This window comes from Nonomuraea glycinis (assembly GCF_035920485.1).
GTDB lineage: Bacteria > Actinomycetota > Actinomycetes > Streptosporangiales > Streptosporangiaceae > Nonomuraea > Nonomuraea glycinis.
Map to the genome: position 1 here is coordinate 9,200,548 of NZ_CP109166.1, position 20,267 is coordinate 9,220,814.

At 72.4% G+C, this 20,267-nt stretch carries 15 protein-coding genes; 11 read left to right on the forward strand and 4 right to left on the reverse strand.

What is annotated here, in order from left to right; genetic code table 11:
• Positions 1 to 87: 87 nt before the first annotated feature.
• The 4 genes from OHA68_RS43365 to OHA68_RS43380 all read left to right on the forward strand — a co-directional run bounded on the left by OHA68_RS43365 (position 88) and on the right by OHA68_RS43380 (position 4,462).
• Positions 88 to 1,110, forward strand: a complete 1,023-nt coding sequence (locus OHA68_RS43365) for a dipeptidase (protein ID WP_327105450.1) — start codon at positions 88 to 90, stop codon at positions 1,108 to 1,110.
• A 33-nt stretch (positions 1,111 to 1,143) separates the two neighbouring features.
• Complete coding sequence (locus OHA68_RS43370) at positions 1,144 to 1,917, forward strand: GNAT family N-acetyltransferase (RefSeq protein WP_189140821.1); 774 nt, start codon at positions 1,144 to 1,146, stop codon at positions 1,915 to 1,917.
• A gap of 69 nt (positions 1,918 to 1,986) precedes the next feature.
• Entirely contained in the window at positions 1,987 to 3,420 is a 1,434-nt protein-coding gene (locus tag OHA68_RS43375) for an Nramp family divalent metal transporter (protein ID WP_327105451.1), read from the forward strand.
• A gap of 52 nt (positions 3,421 to 3,472) precedes the next feature.
• A complete protein-coding gene (locus OHA68_RS43380; RefSeq protein WP_327105452.1) occupies positions 3,473 to 4,462 on the forward strand; it encodes a helix-turn-helix transcriptional regulator in 990 nt (329 codons plus the stop codon).
• Here the strand turns inward: OHA68_RS43380 and OHA68_RS43385 are convergent.
• The 3 genes from OHA68_RS43385 to OHA68_RS43395 are packed head-to-tail and all read right to left on the reverse strand — an operon-like array spanning position 4,434 to position 8,133.
• Positions 4,434 to 5,927, reverse strand: coding sequence for an AMP-binding protein (locus OHA68_RS43385; RefSeq protein WP_327105453.1), 1,494 nt, complete (start codon positions 5,925 to 5,927; stop codon positions 4,434 to 4,436). The genes OHA68_RS43380 and OHA68_RS43385 overlap by 29 nt on opposite strands.
• A complete protein-coding gene (locus OHA68_RS43390; RefSeq protein ID WP_327105454.1) occupies positions 5,927 to 6,970 on the reverse strand; it encodes an acyl-CoA dehydrogenase family protein in 1,044 nt (347 codons plus the stop codon). The genes OHA68_RS43385 and OHA68_RS43390 overlap by 1 nt, the downstream gene beginning before the upstream one ends.
• Complete coding sequence (locus tag OHA68_RS43395) at positions 6,967 to 8,133, reverse strand: acyl-CoA dehydrogenase family protein (RefSeq protein WP_189140826.1); 1,167 nt, start codon at positions 8,131 to 8,133, stop codon at positions 6,967 to 6,969. Before OHA68_RS43395 ends, OHA68_RS43390 begins: the two co-directional genes overlap by 4 nt.
• Positions 8,134 to 8,292: 159 nt before the next feature.
• On the opposite strand from OHA68_RS43395, the gene OHA68_RS43400 reads away from it, so the two are divergent.
• The 4 genes from OHA68_RS43400 to OHA68_RS43415 all read left to right on the forward strand — a co-directional run bounded on the left by OHA68_RS43400 (position 8,293) and on the right by OHA68_RS43415 (position 12,088).
• Positions 8,293 to 9,627 (forward strand): sensor histidine kinase, encoded by a 1,335-nt coding sequence (locus tag OHA68_RS43400; protein WP_327105455.1) that lies wholly within the window; start codon positions 8,293 to 8,295, stop codon positions 9,625 to 9,627.
• 148 nt (positions 9,628 to 9,775) lie between these two features.
• Positions 9,776 to 10,375: a TetR/AcrR family transcriptional regulator gene (locus OHA68_RS43405; protein WP_189140827.1), complete on the forward strand. Its 600-nt coding sequence runs from the start codon at positions 9,776 to 9,778 to the stop codon at positions 10,373 to 10,375.
• An 88-nt stretch (positions 10,376 to 10,463) separates the two neighbouring features.
• On the forward strand, positions 10,464 to 11,063 hold the full coding sequence (locus OHA68_RS43410; protein ID WP_327105456.1) for a copper resistance CopC family protein: 600 nt from the start codon (positions 10,464 to 10,466) through the stop codon (positions 11,061 to 11,063).
• Positions 11,060 to 12,088, forward strand: a complete 1,029-nt coding sequence (locus OHA68_RS43415; RefSeq protein WP_327105457.1) for a copper resistance D family protein — start codon at positions 11,060 to 11,062, stop codon at positions 12,086 to 12,088. The genes OHA68_RS43410 and OHA68_RS43415 overlap by 4 nt, the downstream gene beginning before the upstream one ends.
• On the opposite strand, the gene OHA68_RS43420 is transcribed toward OHA68_RS43415, so the two are convergent.
• A complete protein-coding gene (locus tag OHA68_RS43420; RefSeq protein WP_327105458.1) occupies positions 12,046 to 13,218 on the reverse strand; it encodes a hypothetical protein in 1,173 nt (390 codons plus the stop codon). The genes OHA68_RS43415 and OHA68_RS43420 overlap by 43 nt on opposite strands.
• Before the next feature lie 156 nt (positions 13,219 to 13,374).
• Between OHA68_RS43420 and OHA68_RS43425 the strand changes: the two genes are divergently transcribed.
• The 3 genes from OHA68_RS43425 to OHA68_RS43435 are packed head-to-tail and all read left to right on the forward strand — an operon-like array spanning position 13,375 to position 20,258.
• The gene (locus tag OHA68_RS43425) at positions 13,375 to 15,912 is read left to right on the forward strand and encodes an alpha/beta fold hydrolase (RefSeq protein WP_327105459.1); all 2,538 of its coding nucleotides are present in this window, start codon (positions 13,375 to 13,377) and stop codon (positions 15,910 to 15,912) included.
• Positions 15,909 to 16,757: an ABC transporter permease gene (locus OHA68_RS43430; RefSeq protein WP_189140830.1), complete on the forward strand. Its 849-nt coding sequence runs from the start codon at positions 15,909 to 15,911 to the stop codon at positions 16,755 to 16,757. Before OHA68_RS43425 ends, OHA68_RS43430 begins: the two co-directional genes overlap by 4 nt.
• Before the next feature lie 12 nt (positions 16,758 to 16,769).
• Entirely contained in the window at positions 16,770 to 20,258 is a 3,489-nt protein-coding gene (locus tag OHA68_RS43435) for a BTAD domain-containing putative transcriptional regulator (RefSeq protein WP_327105460.1), read from the forward strand.
• The last annotated feature ends 9 nt before the right edge of the window (positions 20,259 to 20,267 follow it).

The following is a 20,267-nucleotide window of genomic DNA, read 5'->3' on the forward strand; positions in this document are numbered from 1 at the left end:
GCGGGTGTGACGCGTCGCCAATGGGGGCGGGGGATCTCGTACGGCGCCACATGTCCGTGGCCGGGCGCACGAGGTAGCGTCCGAGCCATGACGACCTCTCTGCACCAGCGCTCCCTGGTGGCCGACACCCACAACGACCTGCTCATGGCCGTCGCGGCGCGGCCGCCCGCGCAGTGGTCCGCCTTCTTCCGCGAGCGCTGGCTGCCGCAGCTCCTCGACGGCGGGGTGAACCTCCAGGTCCTGCCGGTGTTCATCGACGACGGCTACCGGCCGGAAGGGTCGCTGCGGCAGACGTTGCGGATGATCGAGGCCGCCCACGTGCTGGCCGAGGGCAATCAGGAGCACGTACGGCTGTGCCGTGACGCGGCGGAGATCGACGCGGCGCTCGACGCCGGGCGGATCGCGCTGGTCCTGGCGATGGAGAGCATGCCAGGGCTGGACGCGAGCGTGGAGCTGATCTCCACCCTGCACCGGCTGGGCGTGCGGGTGGCCTCGATGGCGCACTGGGGGCGCACGCCGCTGGCCGACGGCAGCGGCGAGGACGCCACCGGGAGCGGGCTCACCTCGGACGGCGTGGCCGCGCTGCGCGAGATGGAGCGGCTCGGCATCGTCTTCGACGTCTCCCACCTGGGCGCGTCCGGGGTGGCGCACGTCCTGGAGCTGGCCACCAAGCCGCTGATCGCGACCCACTCCGCCGCCCGCGCGCTGCGCGACCACCACCGCAACCTCACCGACGAGCAGTTGCGCGGCGTGGCCGCCACGGGCGGCGTGGTCTGTGTGAACTTCTTCGCCGGGTTCCTCCACGAGCGCGAGCACGAGGCGACCCTGGACCACCTGCTCGACCACATCGAGCACGTCGCGGAGGTGGCCGGGATCGACCATGTCGGCATGGGGCCGGACTTCGTCCGCGAGGTGATCACGGAGCTGACGCCGCCGTGCTGTGAGCACTCCTACGGCCTGGACCCGACCGCGGCGGTGCCCGGTCTGGACGGCCCGGCGGGGTTGCCCATGGTGACCGAGGGGCTGCTCGGGCGCGGGCTGCCGGACAAGGACGTACAGAAGATCATCGGGGGGAACGTGCACCGGCTCCTCACCGAGCTGCTGGCGTGACCTCGGCGGGTATGAGGTGGGTATGACGACCTCGTGACAGACCTGGCGGCGGAGGCGGCCGCGCGCGGCGGCGTGGTGATCCGCGAGTTGCGGGAGTTCGCCGAGTGGGAGCGGGTGTACCGGCTCTTCGACGACATCTGGCATCCCGAGCCGGGCAACGCGCCCGTGCCGATGGAGCTGCTGGTCGCCTTCTCGCACACGGGCGGGTACGTGGCGGGCGCCTTCGAGGGCGACGCCCTCGTGGGCGCGTCGGTGGGGTTCCTGGCCGCGGATCGGACGCTGCACTCGCACGTCACCGGGGCGGTGATGGGACGCGGTGTCGGTCACGCGCTCAAGCTGCACCAGCGCGCCTGGTGCCGGGAGCGCGGGCTGGACCGGATCACCTGGACGTTCGACCCGCTGGTGCGCAGGAACGCGCACTTCAACCTGGTCAAGCTGGGCGCCAGGCCGGAGGCGTACCTGAGGAGTTTCTACGGCGTCATGGTCGACGCGATCAACGAGGGGGACGAGTCGGACCGGCTGCTGGCGGTCTGGCACCTGGCCGAGCCGCCCGGCGGCGAGGCGGTCGCGCCGGCGTGGCCGAGCGCGCTGGAGGCGGTGGACGAGCGGCCGGTCGTGACCGCGGTCCGCGGCCCGGTGGTGCTGGTGGCGACGCCGCGCGACATCGAGACCCTGCGGCGGGAAGATCCGGCGGCGGCGCGGGAGTGGCGGCTGGCCGTACGGGAGGCGCTCGGCGGGCCGCTCGGCCAAGGGGCCCGGGTCACGGGTTTCACCACGGACGGAAAATACATCCTGAATCATCGTTGACCGGGGTATTCCACCCAAGTTTCGGATCTCTGTAATGTGGCGTCAAGGAAAGCGAGCAAGGAGAGCCGCATGACGGAATTCACTCCAACGGTTCCTGCGCGAGTCCTACCCCCCGTCGCCATCCGTGATCTGCCCGACCCGCCTCGGTCGCAGTGGCGCATCATCGGCCCCGGCCTGGTGGGAGCCGGGGTCGGACTCGCCTCGGGAGAGTTCATCCTGTGGCCGTACATCGCCTCCCAGGTGGGCCTGGTGTTCATCTGGGGCGCCCTGATCGGCATCGTCACCCAGTGGTTCCTCAACATGGAGATCGAGCGCTACACGCTGGCCACCGGTGAGACCGCGCTCACCGGGTTCAGCCGGATGTGGAAACACTGGGGGCTCGTGTTCGTCCTCATGACGCTCGGCTCGAACCTCTGGCCGGGGTGGGTGACCACGTCGGCCACCATGGTGACCTACCTGACCGGCTCCGGTGAGGACAGCGTGCGCTGGATCGCCATCGGCATGCTGGTGGTGATCGCACTGGGGCTGACGCTGGCGCCGGTCATCTACAACGCGCTGGAACGAGTGATCTTCGTCAAGATCGGCCTGGTGATCATCCTCGTGGTGGTCGCCATCGTGTTCGCGATCACCGCCGAGAGCTGGGTGCAGCTCGGCCGCGGCCTGACCGTCGGCGCCCAGTTCCCGGTGCCGCCGCTGGACTTCGCCCTGCTGATGGGCGCCATCGCCTACGCGGGCGCGGGCGGCGGGCAGAACCTGTGCCAGAGCAACTGGATCCGCGACAAGGGCTTCGGCATGGGCCTGTACGTGCCGCGCCTGGTCAGTCCGGTCACCGGGCACGAGGAGGCCGCCGCGTCGACCGGCTTCCAGTTCGCGCCCACGAAGGCGAACCTGGACCGCTGGCGGGCCTGGTGGCGCTTCGCCAACATCGAGCAGGCGTCCACGTTCGCGCTGGTGTCGTTCCTGACGATCGCGCTGATGTCGATGCTGGCCTACTCCACCGTGTTCGGCCGGGAGGGCCTGGCCAACGGCATCGACTTCCTTCAGGTAGAGGGCCAGGTGCTGCAGGAGGTCGTGGCGCCGTGGTTCGGTGTGCTGTTCTGGGTGATCGGCGCGCTGGCGCTGTTCGCCTCGGCGATGGGCATCGTCGACTACACCTCGCGGCTGGCCTCGGACATGCTCAAGACCGTCTACCTGCGCGACCGCGCCATCTCGGTCAACCGGATCTACTTCCTGCTGGTCTGGGGCGCCGCGGTGGTCGGCACGCTCATCCTGCTGGCGGGCTTCGACCAGCCGCTCATCCTGCTCGTGTTCTCGGCGAGCTTCGCGGCCGTGATGATGTTCGTCTACTCGATCCTGCTGATCATCCTGAACCGCAGGTCGCTGCCCGACGCCATCAAGGTCCGCTCCTACCGGCTCGGCGCGCTGATCTGGTCGGTGGCCTTCTTCGGCACGCTGACCGTCATCGTGGTGTTCCAGCAGATCCAGCGGATCTTCGGAGGCTGACCGTGCTCAACGCGGAAGCCACCTTGCCGCGATAGCGGGCAGACTGGCAGGCATGCTGACGACCTCGGCCCGCCTGCTCAAGCTGCTGTCGCTGCTCCAGGCGCACAAGGAGTGGTCCGGCCCCGAGCTGTCCGATCGGCTCGGGGTCTCGACCAGGACGATCCGCAACGACATCGATCGGCTGCGCGAGCTCGGCTACCCGGTGCACGCCACGCCCGGCGTCGCCGGCGGTTACCGGCTGGGCGCCGGGGCCGCGCTGCCGCCGCTGCTGCTCGACGACGAGGAGGCCGTCGCGGTCGCCGTCGGGCTCGGCAGGGCGGCGGGCGGCGGCGTGGCGGGCATCGAGGAGTCGTCGGTGCGCGCGCTGGCCAAGCTGGAGCAGGTGCTGCCGTCCCGGCTGCGGCGGCGGGTCGGCACGCTCAACGCCTTCACCGTGCAGATCCCCGGCAGGTCGCCGCTGGTGGCGCCCGAGGTGCTGACCACGATCGCGAACGCGGCCCGCGACCGCGAGCGGCTCCGCTTCGACTACACCGGACACGACGGCGCCGGGAGCGTGCGGGACGTGGAGCCGTACCGGCTGGTGCACCGGCGGGGCCGGTGGTATCTCGTCGGCTATGACAGCGAGCGGAAGGACTGGCGGACCTTCCGGGTCGACCGCCTCAGGCCGCGCACGCCGACGGGTCCCCGCTTCACCGCGCGCGAACTGCCCGCGGACGGCGATGTGGCGGCGTTCGTGGAGAAGGGCGTGAACACCGCCATGTGGCGGCATCGGGGGACCGTGCGCGTGCACCTCTCCGAGGCGGAACTGCGGGCCCGGCTGTCCTCCCCCGAGCTGGACATCAAGCCGGTCGACGACGGCACCTGCCTGCTCCGGCTGGGCGGCGACGACCTCGTCGGGATGGCCGCCTGGGTCGGCCTCCTCGGGGTGGACTTCGAGGTGCTCGACCCGCCCGAGCTGGCGGACGCCGTACGACTGCTGGCGGAGCGCTACGGCCGGGCGGTGGGCGGGGCCGTCAGCGCGCCTCCAGGTACGCCTGCCTGACCTTGGAACGGGACAGCTTGCCCGTGGGGGTGCGGGGCAGCCGCTCGCGGTACTCGATCACCCTCGGGTGCTTGAACTTGGCGATGCGCGGCCCGCAGTGGTCGAGCAGCCGGGCGGTGAGCTCGGGCCCCGGCGTGACGCCCTCGGCCGGCTCGACGAGGGCGACCACCTGGTGGCCCCACTCCTCGTCCGGCACCCCGATGACGGCCACGTCGGCCACCGCCGGGTGCTCCAGCAGCGCGGCCTCGATCTCGGCGGGATAGATGTTGACCCCGCCCGAGATGATCAGGTCGGTGCGCCGGTCGCACAGGAACAGGAAGCCGTCCTCGTCCAGATAGCCGATGTCGCCGGGGGCGTACCACTCGCCGCGCATGCTGGCGGCGGTCTTGGCCTGGTCCTTGCGGTATTCGAAGGCGCCCAGGCCGGACTTGACGTGGATGAGGCCGGGCTCGCCCACGGGCACCTCCTCCCCCGCCGCGTCCAGGATCTTCGCCTCGAACGTGGGCGCGGGCCGGCCCACGGTGCCGGGCCTGGCCAGCCAGTCGTGCGGCCGGACGGCGAAGGCGATGGTGGACTCGGTGGAGCCGTAGTACTCGTACAGCACCGGCCCCCACCAGTCCATCATCGCCTGCTTGACCGCGACCGGGCAGGCGGCGGCGGTGTGGATGACCTGCCGGAGACTGGAGACGTCGAAGCGCTGCCTGACCTCCGCGGGCAGGCGCAGCATCCGGTGGAACATGGTCGGCACCATCATCGCGTTCGTCACCCGGTGCCGGTCGATCAGCTCCAGGACGGCGGCCGGCTCGAACCGGGGCGCGATCACCACGGTGTGCCCTAGATGCAGCGCGAACTGCGTGTGGGCGCACGGCGCGGAGTGGTACATCGGCGAGGTCACCAGGTGCACGCCGTCGCCCGGCCGCAGGTCGAGGACCTCGCCGAGGAACCAGGTGTAGAGCGGCACGATGCTCTCCGGCGCGGCGCCCGGCAGCGGGCGCTGCACCCCCTTGGGGAAGCCGGTGGTGCCGGAGGTGTACCACATGACCGCCCCGGCGGCCCGCTCCTCCGGCGCGGTGGCCGGCTGCCCCGCCGCCAGCCGGTCCGTCCCGATCTCGGCCCCCGGCACGGCCGCCGCCTCCGCCTCGCCCGCCACGACCAGCCTGGCGTCGCAGTCGTCCAGGATGTACGCCACCTCGGCCTGGGTCAGATGCCAGTTGACGGGCACGTAGTACAGGCCGAGTTGCCCGGTGGCCATCAGCATGACGATCGCGTCGAGGCCGTTGGGCAGCACGCCCGCCACGACGTCGCCGGTGGTGAGCCCGCGGTCGCGCAGCCCGTGTGACACCTGGTCGACCCTTGCGAGCAACTCGCCGTAGGTGGTCCGCGACCCGTCGGTGTCGATCACCGCGAGCCGGTCGGGGTCGGCCTGGGCGATCGCGTAGAAGCCGGGCAGCGCGCTGACGTCCATCACAGCCCCAGGGACTCGGCGAGGCGGGCGCGGTGGACGCGGGGCGGGCCGAGCAGCACCTCGTCGGTCTTGGCCCGCTTGTAGAACAGGTGCGCGTCGTGCTCCCAGGTGTAGCCGATGCCGCCGTGCAGCAGCAGGTGGTCGCGGGCCACCTCGAAGCAGGCGCGGCCGACGTAGGCCTGGGCCAGCGCGGCGGCCTCGGGCAGCTCGCCGGGGGACTCGTCGGCGGCCCAGGCGGCGTAGCGGACGATGGACTCGGCCTGTTCGAGCTTGCAGTGCATGTCGGCGAGCTTGTGCTTGACGCCCTGATAGGAGCCGATATATCGGCCGAAAGTCACCCGGACCTTGGCGTACGCCACGATGGCGTCCAGCGCGGCCCGCATCACGCCGAGCTGCTCGGCCGCCAGCGCCACCGCCAGCCGGTCGCCGACGCCGCCCTCGGTGCGGGGCCCGAGCACCCGCGCACGGGCGCCGGCGAGCTCGACCCTGGCCTGGCCCCGGGTGAGGTCGAGCGTCTCCAGCGCGGTCCTGGTGACGCCCTCGCCGGCGAGCTCGACGGCGACCATGATCACACCGTCTCCGGTCAGGGCGGGCGACACCAGCATGTCGGCCTCCATGCCGGACAGCACCTGGGCCAGTGTCCCGGTGACGGTGGCGGACTCCCCCGCGACCTCGTCCGCGATGAGGTCGATGGACGGCTGGGCGAGGGTGGCGGCGATCCGGCCTTCGGCGATCGCGGTGAGCAGCTCCTTGTCCGGCACCTCGGCCAGCGCGATGGCGGCGAACGTGGTGGCCAGGAAGGGGCCGGGCAGCAGCGCCGCGCCGGTCTCCTCCAGCACGACCGCCAGCTCGGCGAAGCCCGCGCCGGCTCCGCCGTACTCCTCGGCGACGATCAGCCCAAACAGGCCGAGCTCGCCGGACAGGCGCGCGTACACCTCGGGGTCGTAGCCCTCGCGGACCTTGGGCAGCGGCGAGGCCGCGCCCAGGAAGGCGCGGACGGCCGCGCGCAGTTCCCGCTGCTCCTGGCTGAGTACGAGCTTCACGTCTGCGTCCCCACCTTCAGGTCCTTGAACGGCACGGTCTTGTCCACCCTCGGCTCGGGCGGCAGGTTGAGCACGCGGTCACCGATGATGTTGCGCATGATCTCGTTGGTGCCGCCGCCCAGGGCCATCCCGGGGGCGAGGCTGAGCGCGTGGCCGAGCGGGTGGCCGCCGACGACCGAGGCGGGGCCGGCCAGCCGGGTGGCAAGGTCGGCCTGGAACAGGTAGAGCTCGGCCAGCAGCAGCTTGGCGGCGCTGCCGCGGGCGCCGGGGAAGACACCCGCGTTGGTCTCCTGGGCCAGGCGCTGGTTGAACAGCGCCAGGGCGCGCGAGCGGATGTGCAGCTCGACGAGCTCGTCGCGGACCAGCGGGTCGCTGGTGTCGAGCACCTCGCGCAGCGCCGCCACGGAGGCGGGGTTGTCCTTCTGGCCGCCCATGCCGACGCCCGCCGAGATCGACAGCCGCTCGTGCAGCAGCGTCGTGACCGCCACGCTCCAGCCGTCGTTGACCTCACCGACGCGGTGCTCGTCGGGGATCGGCACGTCATCGAAGAAGATCTCGTTGAAGTTCGCCCGGCCGCTCATGTCCCGGAGCGGCCTGACGGTGACGCCGGGGTGGCGCATGTCCACCACGAACATGGTCAGGCCCTTGTGCTTGGGCACGTCCACGTCGGTGCGGGCGAGCAGCAGCCCCCAGTCGGCGTATTGGGCGACCGAGGTCCACACCTTCTGGCCGCTGACGATCCAGCCGCCGCCGTCGCGCACCGCCCTGGTCTGCAGGGCGGCCACGTCGCTGCCCGCGCCGGGCTCGGAGAACAGCTGGCACCAGATCTCCTCGCCGCGCAGCAGCGGCCGGACGAAGCGCGCGCGCTGCTCGTCGGTGCCGCGGTCGACCAGGGTGGGGCCGGTCATGCCGAGGCCGATGGAGAAGACGTACAGGGGCAGGGTGAAGTGGGTGGCCTCGGCGGCGAAGGCGCGCTCCTCGGCCTGGGTCAGGCCCTGGCCGCCCCACTGGCGCGGCCAGGTGATGCCGCTGTAGCCGGCGTCGTAGAGCTTGGCCATGAATTCCTTGGCCCGGGCGGTCGGATCGCCCTGCGGCCGGTCGTCCGACGGGGTGTTGGCCACCAGCCAGGCCCTGGCGGTACGGCGGTAATCAGTGAGATTCACGTCGACTCCTCGGCATCAGTGCCCACTTACTCTAACCAGCGGCGCGGAGGGCGTACAGAGCAATGCTCTGGTGGTGTTTTATCCAGATTTGTCGCTGAATCTCCGTTAACTGGTAACGAAGCGGCTTAGTGTGATCACCTGGTCACCGGGGGGAAAGGTGTGATCAAGCGGTTCGGCACGTCCGTGCGCGCGCGGCTGACGGTGCTCGCCACCGTGGCCATGGCGCTGCTCTGCGTCGTGGTCAGCTCTCTCGTGCTCTACATGGTGCATGCCACGGCCGCCGAGGCACAGCGGGTCGCGGTGACGAACGCCGCGCTGCGGGTGATCCACCTGATCGAGCGGGACCGGCTGCCCGACGTGCTGCGTTCCGGCCAGCCCAGCATCCAGGCGATCGACGGCCAGGGACGGGTGGCGTCCTGGACGCCGGACCTCGCCAGGGCGCCGCGCATGAGCACGGCCGTACCCTCCCGTGGGACCAGACTGCTCCAGTACACGTGTGACCTGCCCCCGTTTCCCGGCCAGTGCAACGTCCTGGCTGTCTTCCGCGTCTACCGGTCGTCGGGTGACTGGCTGGTGTACAGCACGGAGAAGACGATCCCCTGGTACGTCACGCCGAGCCTGCCGACCGCCCTGCTCGTGCTCTCGCTCGGGCTGGTGGCGCTGACCTGGTTCGGCGTCTCGCGGATCGTGGCCGACACGCTCGCGCCGGTGGATCGGATCCGCGCCTACCTGGCCGAGATCGCCGCCGGCGGCGGCGGCATGCGCGTGCCGGTGCCCGCCACCGACGACGAGATCCGCGCCCTGGCCGAGACCGCCAACCAGACGCTGGAGCGGCTGGAAGCGGCGATGGAGCAGCAGCGCAGGTTCGCCTCCGACGCCTCGCACGACCTGCGCAGTCCGCTCACCGCGATGCGCACCCGGATCGAGGAGGCCCTGCTCTACCCGGAGGACACCGACTGGCCCGCGACCGGCCGGGCCCTGCTGGCCAGCCTGGACCGGCTGCAGGCCCTGGTCACCGACCTGCTCACGCTGGCCAAGCTCGACGCGGGCACCCTGGCCGCCAAGGACCCGGTGGACCTGGCGGAGCTGGTCACCACGGAGACCGCCAGGCACCGCTCCAAGCTGATGGTCATCACGCTGCAGTCCGGCGTGACGGTCACCGGCGACCGGCTCAGACTCGCCCGCCTGCTGACGAACCTGCTCGACAACGCCGAGCGGCACGCGGAGAAGATGATCTGCGTCTCCGTCCGGAAGAACGACCAGGCCACGCTGGAAGTGCTGGACGACGGCGGGGGCATCGCGCCCGAACAACGCGAAGAGGTCTTCCGGCGATTCACCAGGCTGGACGCCTCACGCAGCCGTGACGCCGGGGGCACCGGGCTCGGCCTGGCCATCGCGCGCGACGTCGCCGAGACGCACGGCGGCACTCTCACCATCGAGGACTCCGACACCGGCGCCCGGTTCATGCTGCGGCTGCCGCTGCGGCAGGACTGAGCCGCCCTGCGACCGCCGCTGCGGCAGGGCGGCCCAGCGCCCGCGAGATAGCGCGCGCACATAACGTCTCTCTCACGATCGAAGACTCCGCCCCTGGTGCCCGCTTTGTCCTACAAATGACTTTGCGCAATGATTAAAGTCACTACATGTGACTCCAGGTTTCAGCCGGTTACGGCGCGAGGATTTGTTGAAAACCGCATGCGAGGTGATCGCGGCTCAGGGTTTCGGTCATACCCGAACCATGGACATCGCCCGAGCCGCCGGTGTCAGCCAGGGCCTGCTCTTCTATCACTTCGAAACGAAGGATCGGCTCTTCGCCCAGGCGTTCGCGTACGCGGCCCGACGTCACCTGGAATCGCTGAACGGCGTCGAGCGGTCGCAGCGGCCACCGCTGGATCGGCTGCGGGCGCTGCTGCGGCTCTGCTCGCCCACCGGCTCGCCCGAGGGCTGGCGCCTGTGGATCGACGCCTGGGCTGAATCGATGCGCAGCGACGAGCTGGAGGAGACCTCGCGGCGGCTGGACGTACAGGGGCGGGTGGTGCTGCGCGGCATCATCGAGGCCGGCGTCGAGTCGGGCGTCTTCACCTGCGCCGACCCGGAGGCCGCCACCTGGCGGATCTTCGCGCTCAGCGACGGGCTGGCGATCCAGATCAACGTGCACGGCAAGCTCCTGTCGCGCCGCCGCGTCACCCAGCTCGTCCGTACGGCGGCCGCCATGGAACTGGGCGTGGCCGTGGAGGACCTCTGAGCGACCCCGGGGTGCAGGGCGGCGAACAGGCCGCACCGGGGATGGGAGCATATACGGGTCCGGACGCGACCACGGAAGGGTTTGATCGGTGAGGCGGCTAGTCACGGTCCTGCTGCTCGCCTGCGCGGCGCTGGGGATCGCTCCCCCCGCACAGGCGCACAACGTGCTGATCAGCAGCGACCCCAAGGACGGGGCGGCGCTGTCGGCCCCGCCCCAGCAGATCACGCTGGTGTTCGACCAGCCGGTACGCCAGGGCTACGCGCAGATCGGCGTGACCGGGGCGGACGGGTCGGCGTGGGCCGACGGGGCGGCGACGGTGGCCGCCGAGCGGGTGACGGTCAAGGTCAAGCCGCTGACGGCGGACGGGGCGTACGTGGTCGGCTACCGGATCCTGTCGGCCGACGGGCACCCGGTCACGGGCAAGATCGACTTCACCCTCGCCGGCGGCGGCGCCGCCGCCCCGGCCCCGCAGGAGACCGGCGCCGGGACGGACGCCGGAGCGGCGGCGGCCGAGGCCGCCGCGAACGGCGGGGCGGGCATGGCCGTGGTGTGGATCGTGGCCGCCCTGCTGGTGCTCGCGGCGGGCACCGCCGTGGCCCTACGGCGAGCCGGCCCGCGCACCTCCCCTGACGATCAGGGCGGGTCCGGTGACGCGGCGGTTCGGCCTGGAGAGGGGGCGCGCGCGTGACGGTCACCGACGCCCCTCGGGAGCAGCGGGTCGGCGGGTCGCTGAGTGCCGGGGTGTTCGCCGTGTGCGCGGTCGTGGCCACCGTGGTGGCCGGCACGCTCACCGCGCAGGAGGCGGTGCCCGGCATCCCCATGCCCGGGGCGATCGTGACCGTGGGGCTGCCCGTGGTGCGGGTGCTGCTCGACATCTCGGCCGTGGCCGTGGTGGGGCTGAGCCTGCTGGCCAAGCTGCTGGGCTTCGACGCGCCGGACAGGACCGAGCCGGTCATGCGCCGGGTGCGGCCGCTCACCGTCACCGCCGCCTGGGCGTGGGCCGTCTGCGCCCTGCTGACGATCGTGCTCCAGACGGCCGAGCTCAACCCCGGCAGCGTGCCCACCCTCGGCATGATCGCCTCCTACGTGGACACCGTCGGCACCGGCCAGGGGCTGCTCTTCAGCGCCGCCTGCGCGCTGGCCGCGGCGGGGATCGGGCTGATGGCGGTGCGGTTCGGCGAGAAGGTGCCGGCCGAGCTGCGCATCATCGTGGCCCTGTTCGGCCTGCTGCCCATCCCCGTGACCGGGCACGCCGTGAACTCCGTCTGGCACGACCCCATCATGATCATGATGGAGGTGCACGTCATGGGCGCCGCCGCGTGGACGGGCGGCCTGGTCGCGACGGTCGTGTTCGTCGCCTCACGCAGGGAGCTGCTGGCCGTCGTGCTGCCGCGCTTCTCCCGGCTGGCGACCGTCTGCCTGCTCATGGTGGCCATGTCCGGGCTGGTGAGCGGGCTGGGCACGATGGCGCTCACGCCCGGCGTCGAGCTGCCCGGCGCGATCCTGACCAGTCAGTACGGCCTCCTCGTGCTGACCAAGGTGACGCTGACCGTGCTGCTGGTGCCGCTGGCGGCGCACATCCGGTTCCGGCTGATGCCCGGCATCCGCAGGGGCGAGGCCACGACGGTGGCCGTCTGGGCGACCGCGGAGCTGGCCGTGATGGGGCTGGCCTACGGCGTGGCGGTGGCGATCACCCGGGCCGCCGTCGGCTGACGCCGGGTCGCGTACCACTCGCAGGCCAGCCAGACGACCAGCAGGCCGGGCCCGGCCCAGACGGCCGACGCCGTGGCCAGGGGCGGCGCCCCCAGCAGGTCGTCCTGGCCCATGAGCAGGTCGTACACAGGTCCCATGAGCGTGCTCTGCGCGACCAGGCCGCCGTAGACGGCGGCCGTCGCCACGACGGACCCGAGCACGGCCCGCACCAGCGGATGCCGCAGCAGGAAGGCCAGGTCCACGCAGAGCCCGGCGGCCACCAGGAACAACGGCAGCGCCGACGGCGGGAAGCCGGTGAAGGTGAGCATCGGCCAGAACAGCACGCGGACGCCCACGTAGGCGGCCGCCACCAGCGTCGCCGCGCCGAACCTGCCGATCATCATCCGGGCGGCCACCAGCACGCCGACGCCGACGACGACCGCGTACACCGGGTACAGGAGGTCGGGGACGGGCAGCGTGAAGTTGGTGACCATGATGTGGTCCACCGGGCGGCCCATCTGGTCGGCGGCGAAGTCCAGCAGGATCTTCTCGGCGTAGACGACGCCGTTGTTCCACGCCCCCAGCGACAGGATGCCGTACTCCTGGTGCTGCTCGGGGAAGTGCACGTTCTCCAGAAAGAAGGCGAGGAACGCGCCCAGCATCACGGTGCGCGTCCGCCCCGGGGACGCGCTGACGAACCAGCCGCGCACCACGCCCGCGATCATGAAGAAGGTGCCGATGTACAGCGCGAGGTGCGACGGGCTCCAGGACGTGATGTCCAGGCCGTTGACCCGATGGTTGATCAGGTCGAGCGGCACCGCGACCAGGAAGACGCCGGTGCCCCACTGGATCAGCCGCAGCGCCGCCCGGTCGACGCCGTAGCCGGTGTAGCCGTGGATGATCGTCAACGCGAGGACGATGGCGGTGCCCGCGGAGTTGAGCAGGTGGGGCGGGGCCAGGTCGTCGCGCAGCCACATGAAGTGCCAGGAGACGTCCCACGCCGAGCCGAGCACCTTGAGCGAGAACGCCACCAGCCATCCGACGTAGAGCACCCGGAGCAGATCAGGCGGCGTCGCGCGTCCCGCCGGGCCTCTGGTCCAGTACGGCAGGGCCCACTGGGCGGCCGTCTTAAGCGTCGCTGGTGACTTCACGGCCGAAATCTTACGGTCATCAGGCCCGGGGGCCGCTACACCCCTCGCCTGGCAAGTTTTCGGTCACGAGATGACCGCGAACCCTGACCAGCTGGTCAGAATCGGCTACCAGGCCGTCTCAGCGATCTCTCAGGTGCGGAAAGTAGGCTCACCGCCATGAAACGTACGGCCGTGCTGGTCACGGTGCTCGCCCTCGTAGGGGTGGTGACGTGGTCGGTGTGGCCGTCGGGGCCGGAGGTCAGCGGTCAGCATCAGCGGATCGCCGTCGTCGACGGACCCGCTGACGACCAGCGGGTCGAGCTCGACACGACCTTCTTCGCCCCGCCCGGCGGGGAGAAGGCGCCCGCGGTGCTTCTCGCGCACGGCTTCGGCGGCAGCAAGCAGAGCGTCCGCCAGGAGGCCGTCCGCCTGGCCGAGGCGGGCTACGCCGTGCTGACCTGGTCGGCGCGCGGCTTCGGCGCCTCCACCGGCGAGATCGCGCTCAACACCGCCGACTACGAGGTCAAGGACGTCAAGCAGCTCATCGACTGGCTGGCCAAGCGGCCCGAGGTCCGGCTCGACGCCGCCGGCGACCCGCGCGTGGGCATCACGGGCGGCTCCTACGGCGGCTCCATCGCGCTGATGACGGCCGCCCACGACGCCCGGGTCGACGCGATCGTGCCCCAGATCACCTGGTCCGACCTGGCCGACGCGCTGTTCCCGGACGTCACCGGCAAGGGCCCCGAGAACGGCGTGTTCAAGCGCATGTGGGCAGGCATCTTCTTCGGCCGGGGCGGCGCCGGGGCCGGGGCCGGGGTCGCGCAGGGCCTGGACGCCCTCAACCGGCAGCCCGAGGCGCTGACCGCCGAGCAGGCGCGGTGCGGCCGGTTCCTGCCCGCCATCTGCGAGGCCTACCAGGAGATCGCCAAGACCGGCAGAGCCACGCCCGAGGCCCTGGCGTTGCTGGCCAAGTCCAGCTCCGTGGCGGTGGCCGGGCAGATCAAGGCGCCGACGCTGCTCATCCAGGGCCAGCGCGACTCGCTGTTCCCGCTGGAGCACGCCGACGCCAACGCCAGGGCGATCGCCGCCGCCGGCACCCCGGTCAGCCTGGCCTGGTACGACGGCGGCCATGACGGCGGCAACGGCGAGGCGGACTGGCTGCACGAGCAGACGACCGCCTGGTTCGCCCGCCACCTCAAGGGCGAGCCCGCCTCCGTCAGCGCCTTCACCGTGACCCGCGACGGCGGCCGCGACCCCGGCACCCGCCAGCGGATCCGCCTGCATCCCGAAGCCGCCGCCTACCCCGGCCTGAGCGGCACCGACGTCACCACCGTCACGCTCACCGGCCCCGAGCAGAACATCGTCAACCCGCCCGGCGGCTCCCCCGCCTCGATCTCCACCGTGCCGGGCGTCGGCGGCCTGCTGGGCGGCCAGGGCACCGCGAGCGTCTCGCTCGACATGCCCGGCCAGAGCGCCGCCTTCGACTCCGCGCCGCTCACCGCCCCGCTCCAGCTCACCGGCAGCCCCACCACCAAGATCAAGGTGTACGGCAGCGGCGAGGTGACGTTGTTCGCCAAGCTCTTCGACGTCTCCGACTCCCTCCAGCCGCCGGCCCTGCCCGCCGGCCTGGTCTCCCCGCTGCGGGTGACCGTCCCCGAGGGGGCCGAGTTCGTCGAGGTCGAGGTCAAGCTGCCGGTGGTGGACTATCGCTTCGCCGTCGGGCACCGGCTCCGGCTGGTGGTGGCGACCACCGACATGGGGTTCGCCACGCCCGCCGAGCCCGCCTCCTACCGGATCGGCCTGGCCTCCCCCGCGCTCTCGGTCCCGACGGTGGCCACGCTGGCCGCGCCGGTGACCGGGGTCGCGTGGTGGGTGTGGGCGATGCCGCTCGCATCGATCGTGCTCGCCGGTGTCCTGCTGGTCACCCGCCGGCGGCGGGCCGCCGCCCCGGCGTCCGCCGCCGCGCCGGACGGGCCGGTGGCCCCGCTGGAGATCAGCGGGCTCACCAAGGCCTACCGCAACGGTGAGCTGGCCGTCGACGGGCTGTCGTTCCGGGTGGAGCAGGGCGAGGTGCTGGGTCTGCTCGGGCCGAACGGCGCGGGTAAGACGACCACGATGCGGATGATGCTGGGCCTGATCCGCCCCGACGACGGCCAGATCCGGATATTTGGTGAAACGGTCACTCCGGGGGCGCCGGTGCTGTCCCGGCTCGGCGTGTTCGTCGAAGGCCCCGGGTTCCTGCCGCACCTGTCCGGCCGCGACAACCTCCATCTCTACTGGGCCGCCACCGGCCGCCCCACCGCCGACGCCCGTTTCGACGAGGCGCTGGCGATCGCCGGGCTCGGCAAGGCGCTGGACCGGGCCGTACGCACCTACTCACAAGGCATGCGCCAGCGCCTGGCGATCGCGCAGGCCATGCTCGGCATGCCCGACCTGCTCGTGCTGGACGAGCCCACCAACGGCCTGGACCCGCCCCAGATCAGGGAGATGCGCGAGGTGCTCAAGCGCTACGCGCGCGACGGCCGTACCGTCATCGTCTCCAGCCATCTGCTGGCCGAGGTCGAGCAGACCTGCACCCACGTCGTCGTCATGCACCGGGGCAGGCTGGTGTCGAGCGGACCGGTGTCGGTGCTGCTCAGCTCCGCCACCGCCACCAACGGGCACGGCCCGCGCCTGGAAGACGTGTTCCTGGACCTGATCGGAGACAAGGCATGACCGCCGCGACGGGCTACGCGCCCCGCCGCACCCTTCCGCTGCGGGTGGAGATCGTCCGGCAGTTCAAGCGGCGGCGCACCCTGGTCATGTTCGGGCTGCTGCTGGCGTTGCCGTGGATCCTCGTGGTGGCCTTCCAGTTCGGCCCGCAGGGCGGCGGCAACCAGCAGTCCGCCCTGCGCATCTCCGACCTGGCAACCGCGAGCGGCCTCAACTTCGCGGCGTTCGCCCTGTCGGTCTCCGCGAGCTTCCTGCTGGTCGTCGCCGTCGCCCTGTTCTGCGGTGACACCGTGGCCAGCGAGGCGAGCTGGTCCTCCCTGCGCTATCTGCTGGCGGCGCCGGTGCCGCGCGACCGCCTGCTGCGGCAGAAGCTCATCGTGGCACTCGGCTACTCCGCCGCCGCCGTGATCTGCCTGCCGCTGATGGCGCTGCTCGCGGGCACGCTGGCGTTCGGCTGGGCCGACATCCAGGTGCCCGGCACGGGAGAGACCATCCCGGCGTTCAGCGTCCTGCCGCGCTTCGGCATCGCCATCGGCTACGCGATGGTCAGCCAGCTCGTCGTGGCGGCCCTGGCCTTCCTCATCTCCACCATCACCGACTCGCCGCTCGGCGCGGTGGGCGGGGCCGTGGGCCTGTGGATCATCTGCACCATCCTGCAGGCGGTGGAGGCGCTGGGGGCGCTGCGCGAGTTCCTGCCGACCTTCTGGAACAACGCCTGGCTCGACGCCCTCGCGCCGGAGCTGGACTGGAGCGGCATGATCAGGGGCGCGTCGCTGTCGATCACGTACGCCGCCCTCCTCATCGCCGCCGCCTTCCTCCGGTTTCGCCGTAAGGACGTGGTCAGCTAGATACTGGCGTCCATGCGGTTCGGCGTCCTGGGTCCCCTGGAGGTGCGCGGCCCCGGCGGGGAGCTGATTCCCGTCGGCGGGCCGCGGCCGCGCGCCGTGCTGGTGATGCTGCTGCTGAACGCCGGACAGGTGGTCGGCGTGGACGCACTGATCGACGGCCAGTACGGCGAGGACCCGCCCGCCAGTGCGGCCAACGCCGTGCAGGCCCAGGTGTCCCGGTTGCGGCGCGCTCTGGGGGCCGGCCGGATCGAGTTCCGGGGCGGCGGATACCTGCTCGCCGTGGACCCCGGCACCGTGGACGCGCACCGGTTCGAACGGCTGGCCCGGCAGGGGCGGCATCTGCTGTCGGCGGGCCGGTTCCAGGACGCCGCCGGGACGCTCCGCCAAGCGCTCGGGCTCTGGCGTGGGCCCGCCCTCCCCGACCTGCCGTTCGGGCAGGCGCAGGCGGCACGGCTGGAAGAGCTGCGGCTCACCGCCGGAGAAGACCTCGCCGAAGCGGAGCTGGCGCTGCCCGGGAGCGCCCCGGTGGCGGAGCTGCGGCGGCTGGTGTCGGCCCATCCGCTGCGCGAGCGCTTGAGGGCCCAGTTGATGCGCGCGCTGCACGCGGCGGGGCGGCAGGCGGAGGCGCTCGCGGCATTCGAGGAAGGCCGCCGCCTGCTCGCCGACGAGCTCGGCGCCGACCCCTCCCCCGAACTCGCCGCCGCCCACCTGACCGTCCTGCGCGCCGAGCCGCCCGCCCCCGCGCCCCGCAGACTGCCGGCGCAGCTGACCAGCTTCGTGGGGCGCGAACACGACCTCGCCCTGCTCGCCTCGCCCGGCTCCCGGCTGCGCACGATCGTCGGGCCCGGCGGCATCGGAAAGACCCGGCTGGCCATCGAAGCGGCCGCCCGCGACAGCCGCGAAACCTACTTCGCCGACCTGTCCCCCCTCCCACCCCCGAAGGCGCGGGATTCAGCGGCCCCCCGCCCCACACCCACGGATGCGGAAGCAGCCCGGGACGCGCTCCCTCCTACCGAGGTGAGAAGTTCAGCGGCTGCCGGTTCGTACGGGGTGGAGCAGGTGGCTCGGGTGGTGCTGGGCGCGCTCGGGGTGCGGGAAGGCGGGCTGCGCACGGCTCAGCTGCGTGATCCCGTCCAGCGCTTGGTGTCGGCGCTCGCCGAGCGGGACACGGTGATCGTCCTGGACAACTGCGAACATCTCATCGCCTCTGCCGCCGCACTGGTCCGCACGCTGCTGGCCGAGTGTCCCCGGCTGTGCGTCCTGGCCACCAGCCGCGAGCCGCTGGGCATCACCGGTGAAGCGCTGGTGCCGCTGACGCCGCTGGCCATCCCCCCTCCCGAACCCCCCGGCCTCCCGACCGAGGGCATCCCCCCATCCGGCTCCCCGGCCGCGAAAGCTCCGACGGTCGGCATGCCGGCGGTGGAAGCGCTTGGGTATCCCGCCGTGCGGCTGTTCGCCGACCGGGCGGCAGCCGTGCGGCCGGCGTTCGAGGTGCGGCAGGACAACGTGGACGCGGTGGTGCGGATCTGCGCCACGCTGGACGGGCTGCCGCTGGCCATCGAGCTGGCGGCGGCGCGGCTGCGGTCGTTCGACGTCGCGGAGATCGCCGCGCGGCTGGCCGAGCATGGCCGGTTCCGGCTGCTGTCCCGAGGCGATCGGACGGGCGCGGCGAGGCATCGGGCGCTGCGGGCGGTGGTGGAGTGGAGCTGGGACCTGCTCACCCCCGAGGAACAGACACTGGCCAGGCGGTTCGCGGTGTTCACCGGAGGCGCGACGATCGCGGCCGTCGAAGCCGTGTGCGAGCGGGCCACCGACGACGTTGCCGGGGTGTTGGCGGATCTGGTGGACAAGTCGCTGGTCGGCGTCGACGGCGGGCGTTACCGGATGCTGGAGACGATCAGGTTGTTCTGTGCCGAGCGGCTGGCCGAGGCGGGTGAGGAGGACGGTGTACGCGGGCGGCATGCTCGCTGGTACGAAGGGCTGGCGCGGCGGGCCGATCCGTGGCTGCGGCGGGGTGAGCAGCTCGGCTGGCTGGCTCTGCTGACCGCCGAGCACGGCAACCTCATGGCCGCGCTGCGCTGGGCCGTGCGGCATGACCCGGAGGCGGCGCTGCGGATGGTGACGGAGCTGGCGACCTGCTGGTGGCTGAGCGGGCGGCAGAGCCAGGCCGGGGACGTGGCCGCCGAGCTGCTCAAGGTCACCGGCGCGCCGCTTCCCGGGCTGGAGGAGGCGTACGTCATGTGCGTGCTGCATGCCGTGCCCAGGGCAGCGCCGGAGCACTGGGCGCGGGCGGAGGCGTACATGAGCGGGCTGGAACGGCCGTTGCGTCATCCGTTCACCGCCGCGCTGTGGGGGATGACCGTGGGGCCGCCCGCCTTGCCGGTAGGGCCGGAGCGGGATGGGATGCTCGGCTCCGATCCGTGGAGCGTGGCTCTGGGGCGGTTGAGCCGGGCCTTGCTGCGGTTGCTCGACGGCGAGCCGGCCGAGGCCGAGGTGGAGCTGGAGGAGGTGCTCGCGCGGTTCCGGGCCCTGGGTGAGCGGTGGGGCATCGCGCAGGCGCTGGACTGGCTGGCGGTGATCGCGAGCTGGCGTGGGGAGTGGGACCGCTGCCGGGTGCTGTGGCGGGAGGCGCTGGAGCTGCTCGACGAGTTGGGCGCGCTGGAGGAGACGGCGGACGTACTGGCGCGTCGGGGTGAGGCGCTGGTACGGGCGGGTGAGCTCGCGGCCGCGAGCGTCGACTTCCGGCGTGCCGGGGAGGCCGCCGCGCGGGCGGGCCGCTCGCAGGCTCCTGTCATGGCCGGGCTGGGGCTGGGAGAGCTCGCGTGGGCCGCAGGGGATTCGGCGGAGGCCCTCATGAGGCTGGAGGCGGCGCTGGCCGCCGCCCAGGGCGGTGGTTTCGGCGCCCAGCAGGCCCAGGCCCACGTCCTGGCGGCCCTCGCCCGACTGTCCGCCGGCGAGGCCGGAACCGAGAGCGACGGCGACAGCCGGCGCGACGGTGGCGGCGGGGCCGACGGCGGTTCCGGCGGGTCGGGCGCCGGGTCTGGCGGCGGGGCCGACGGCGGGGCCGGCAGGGCCGGTGGCGGCCAGGGCGGCGGGGCGTGGGTGCTTTACGAGCGGGCGGTCGCCGCCGCGTGTCGGTCGCCGTTGGGGTCGGATCTGGCCGACGCCGCCGAGTGGCAGGCCGAGGCGGTTCTGGCGGGGCTGGATGGGGACACGGACCGCCGTACCGGGATCCCGGCGCTGGCGCGGACCCACCGGAGCACGGCGGCTTCGGCTGTGGCGGGGCGGCGGGGGGCGCTTTTGCTGGGGGTGGCCGTGGCGTTGCGGGGGGTGGCCGTGGCCGGGGATCCGCATGTCGCTCGCACCGCCGAGGCCGCCAGGCGGCAGGCCGGGGCGGAGGGGTTCGCGGTCGCGTTCGCGCGTGGCGCGCGGGCGGGCCGTGAGGAGGCGCTGACAGTGCTGGACCAGGCGCGGGCCTGGGTGTCAGCCGACCGAGGGTGAGCTGTCAGC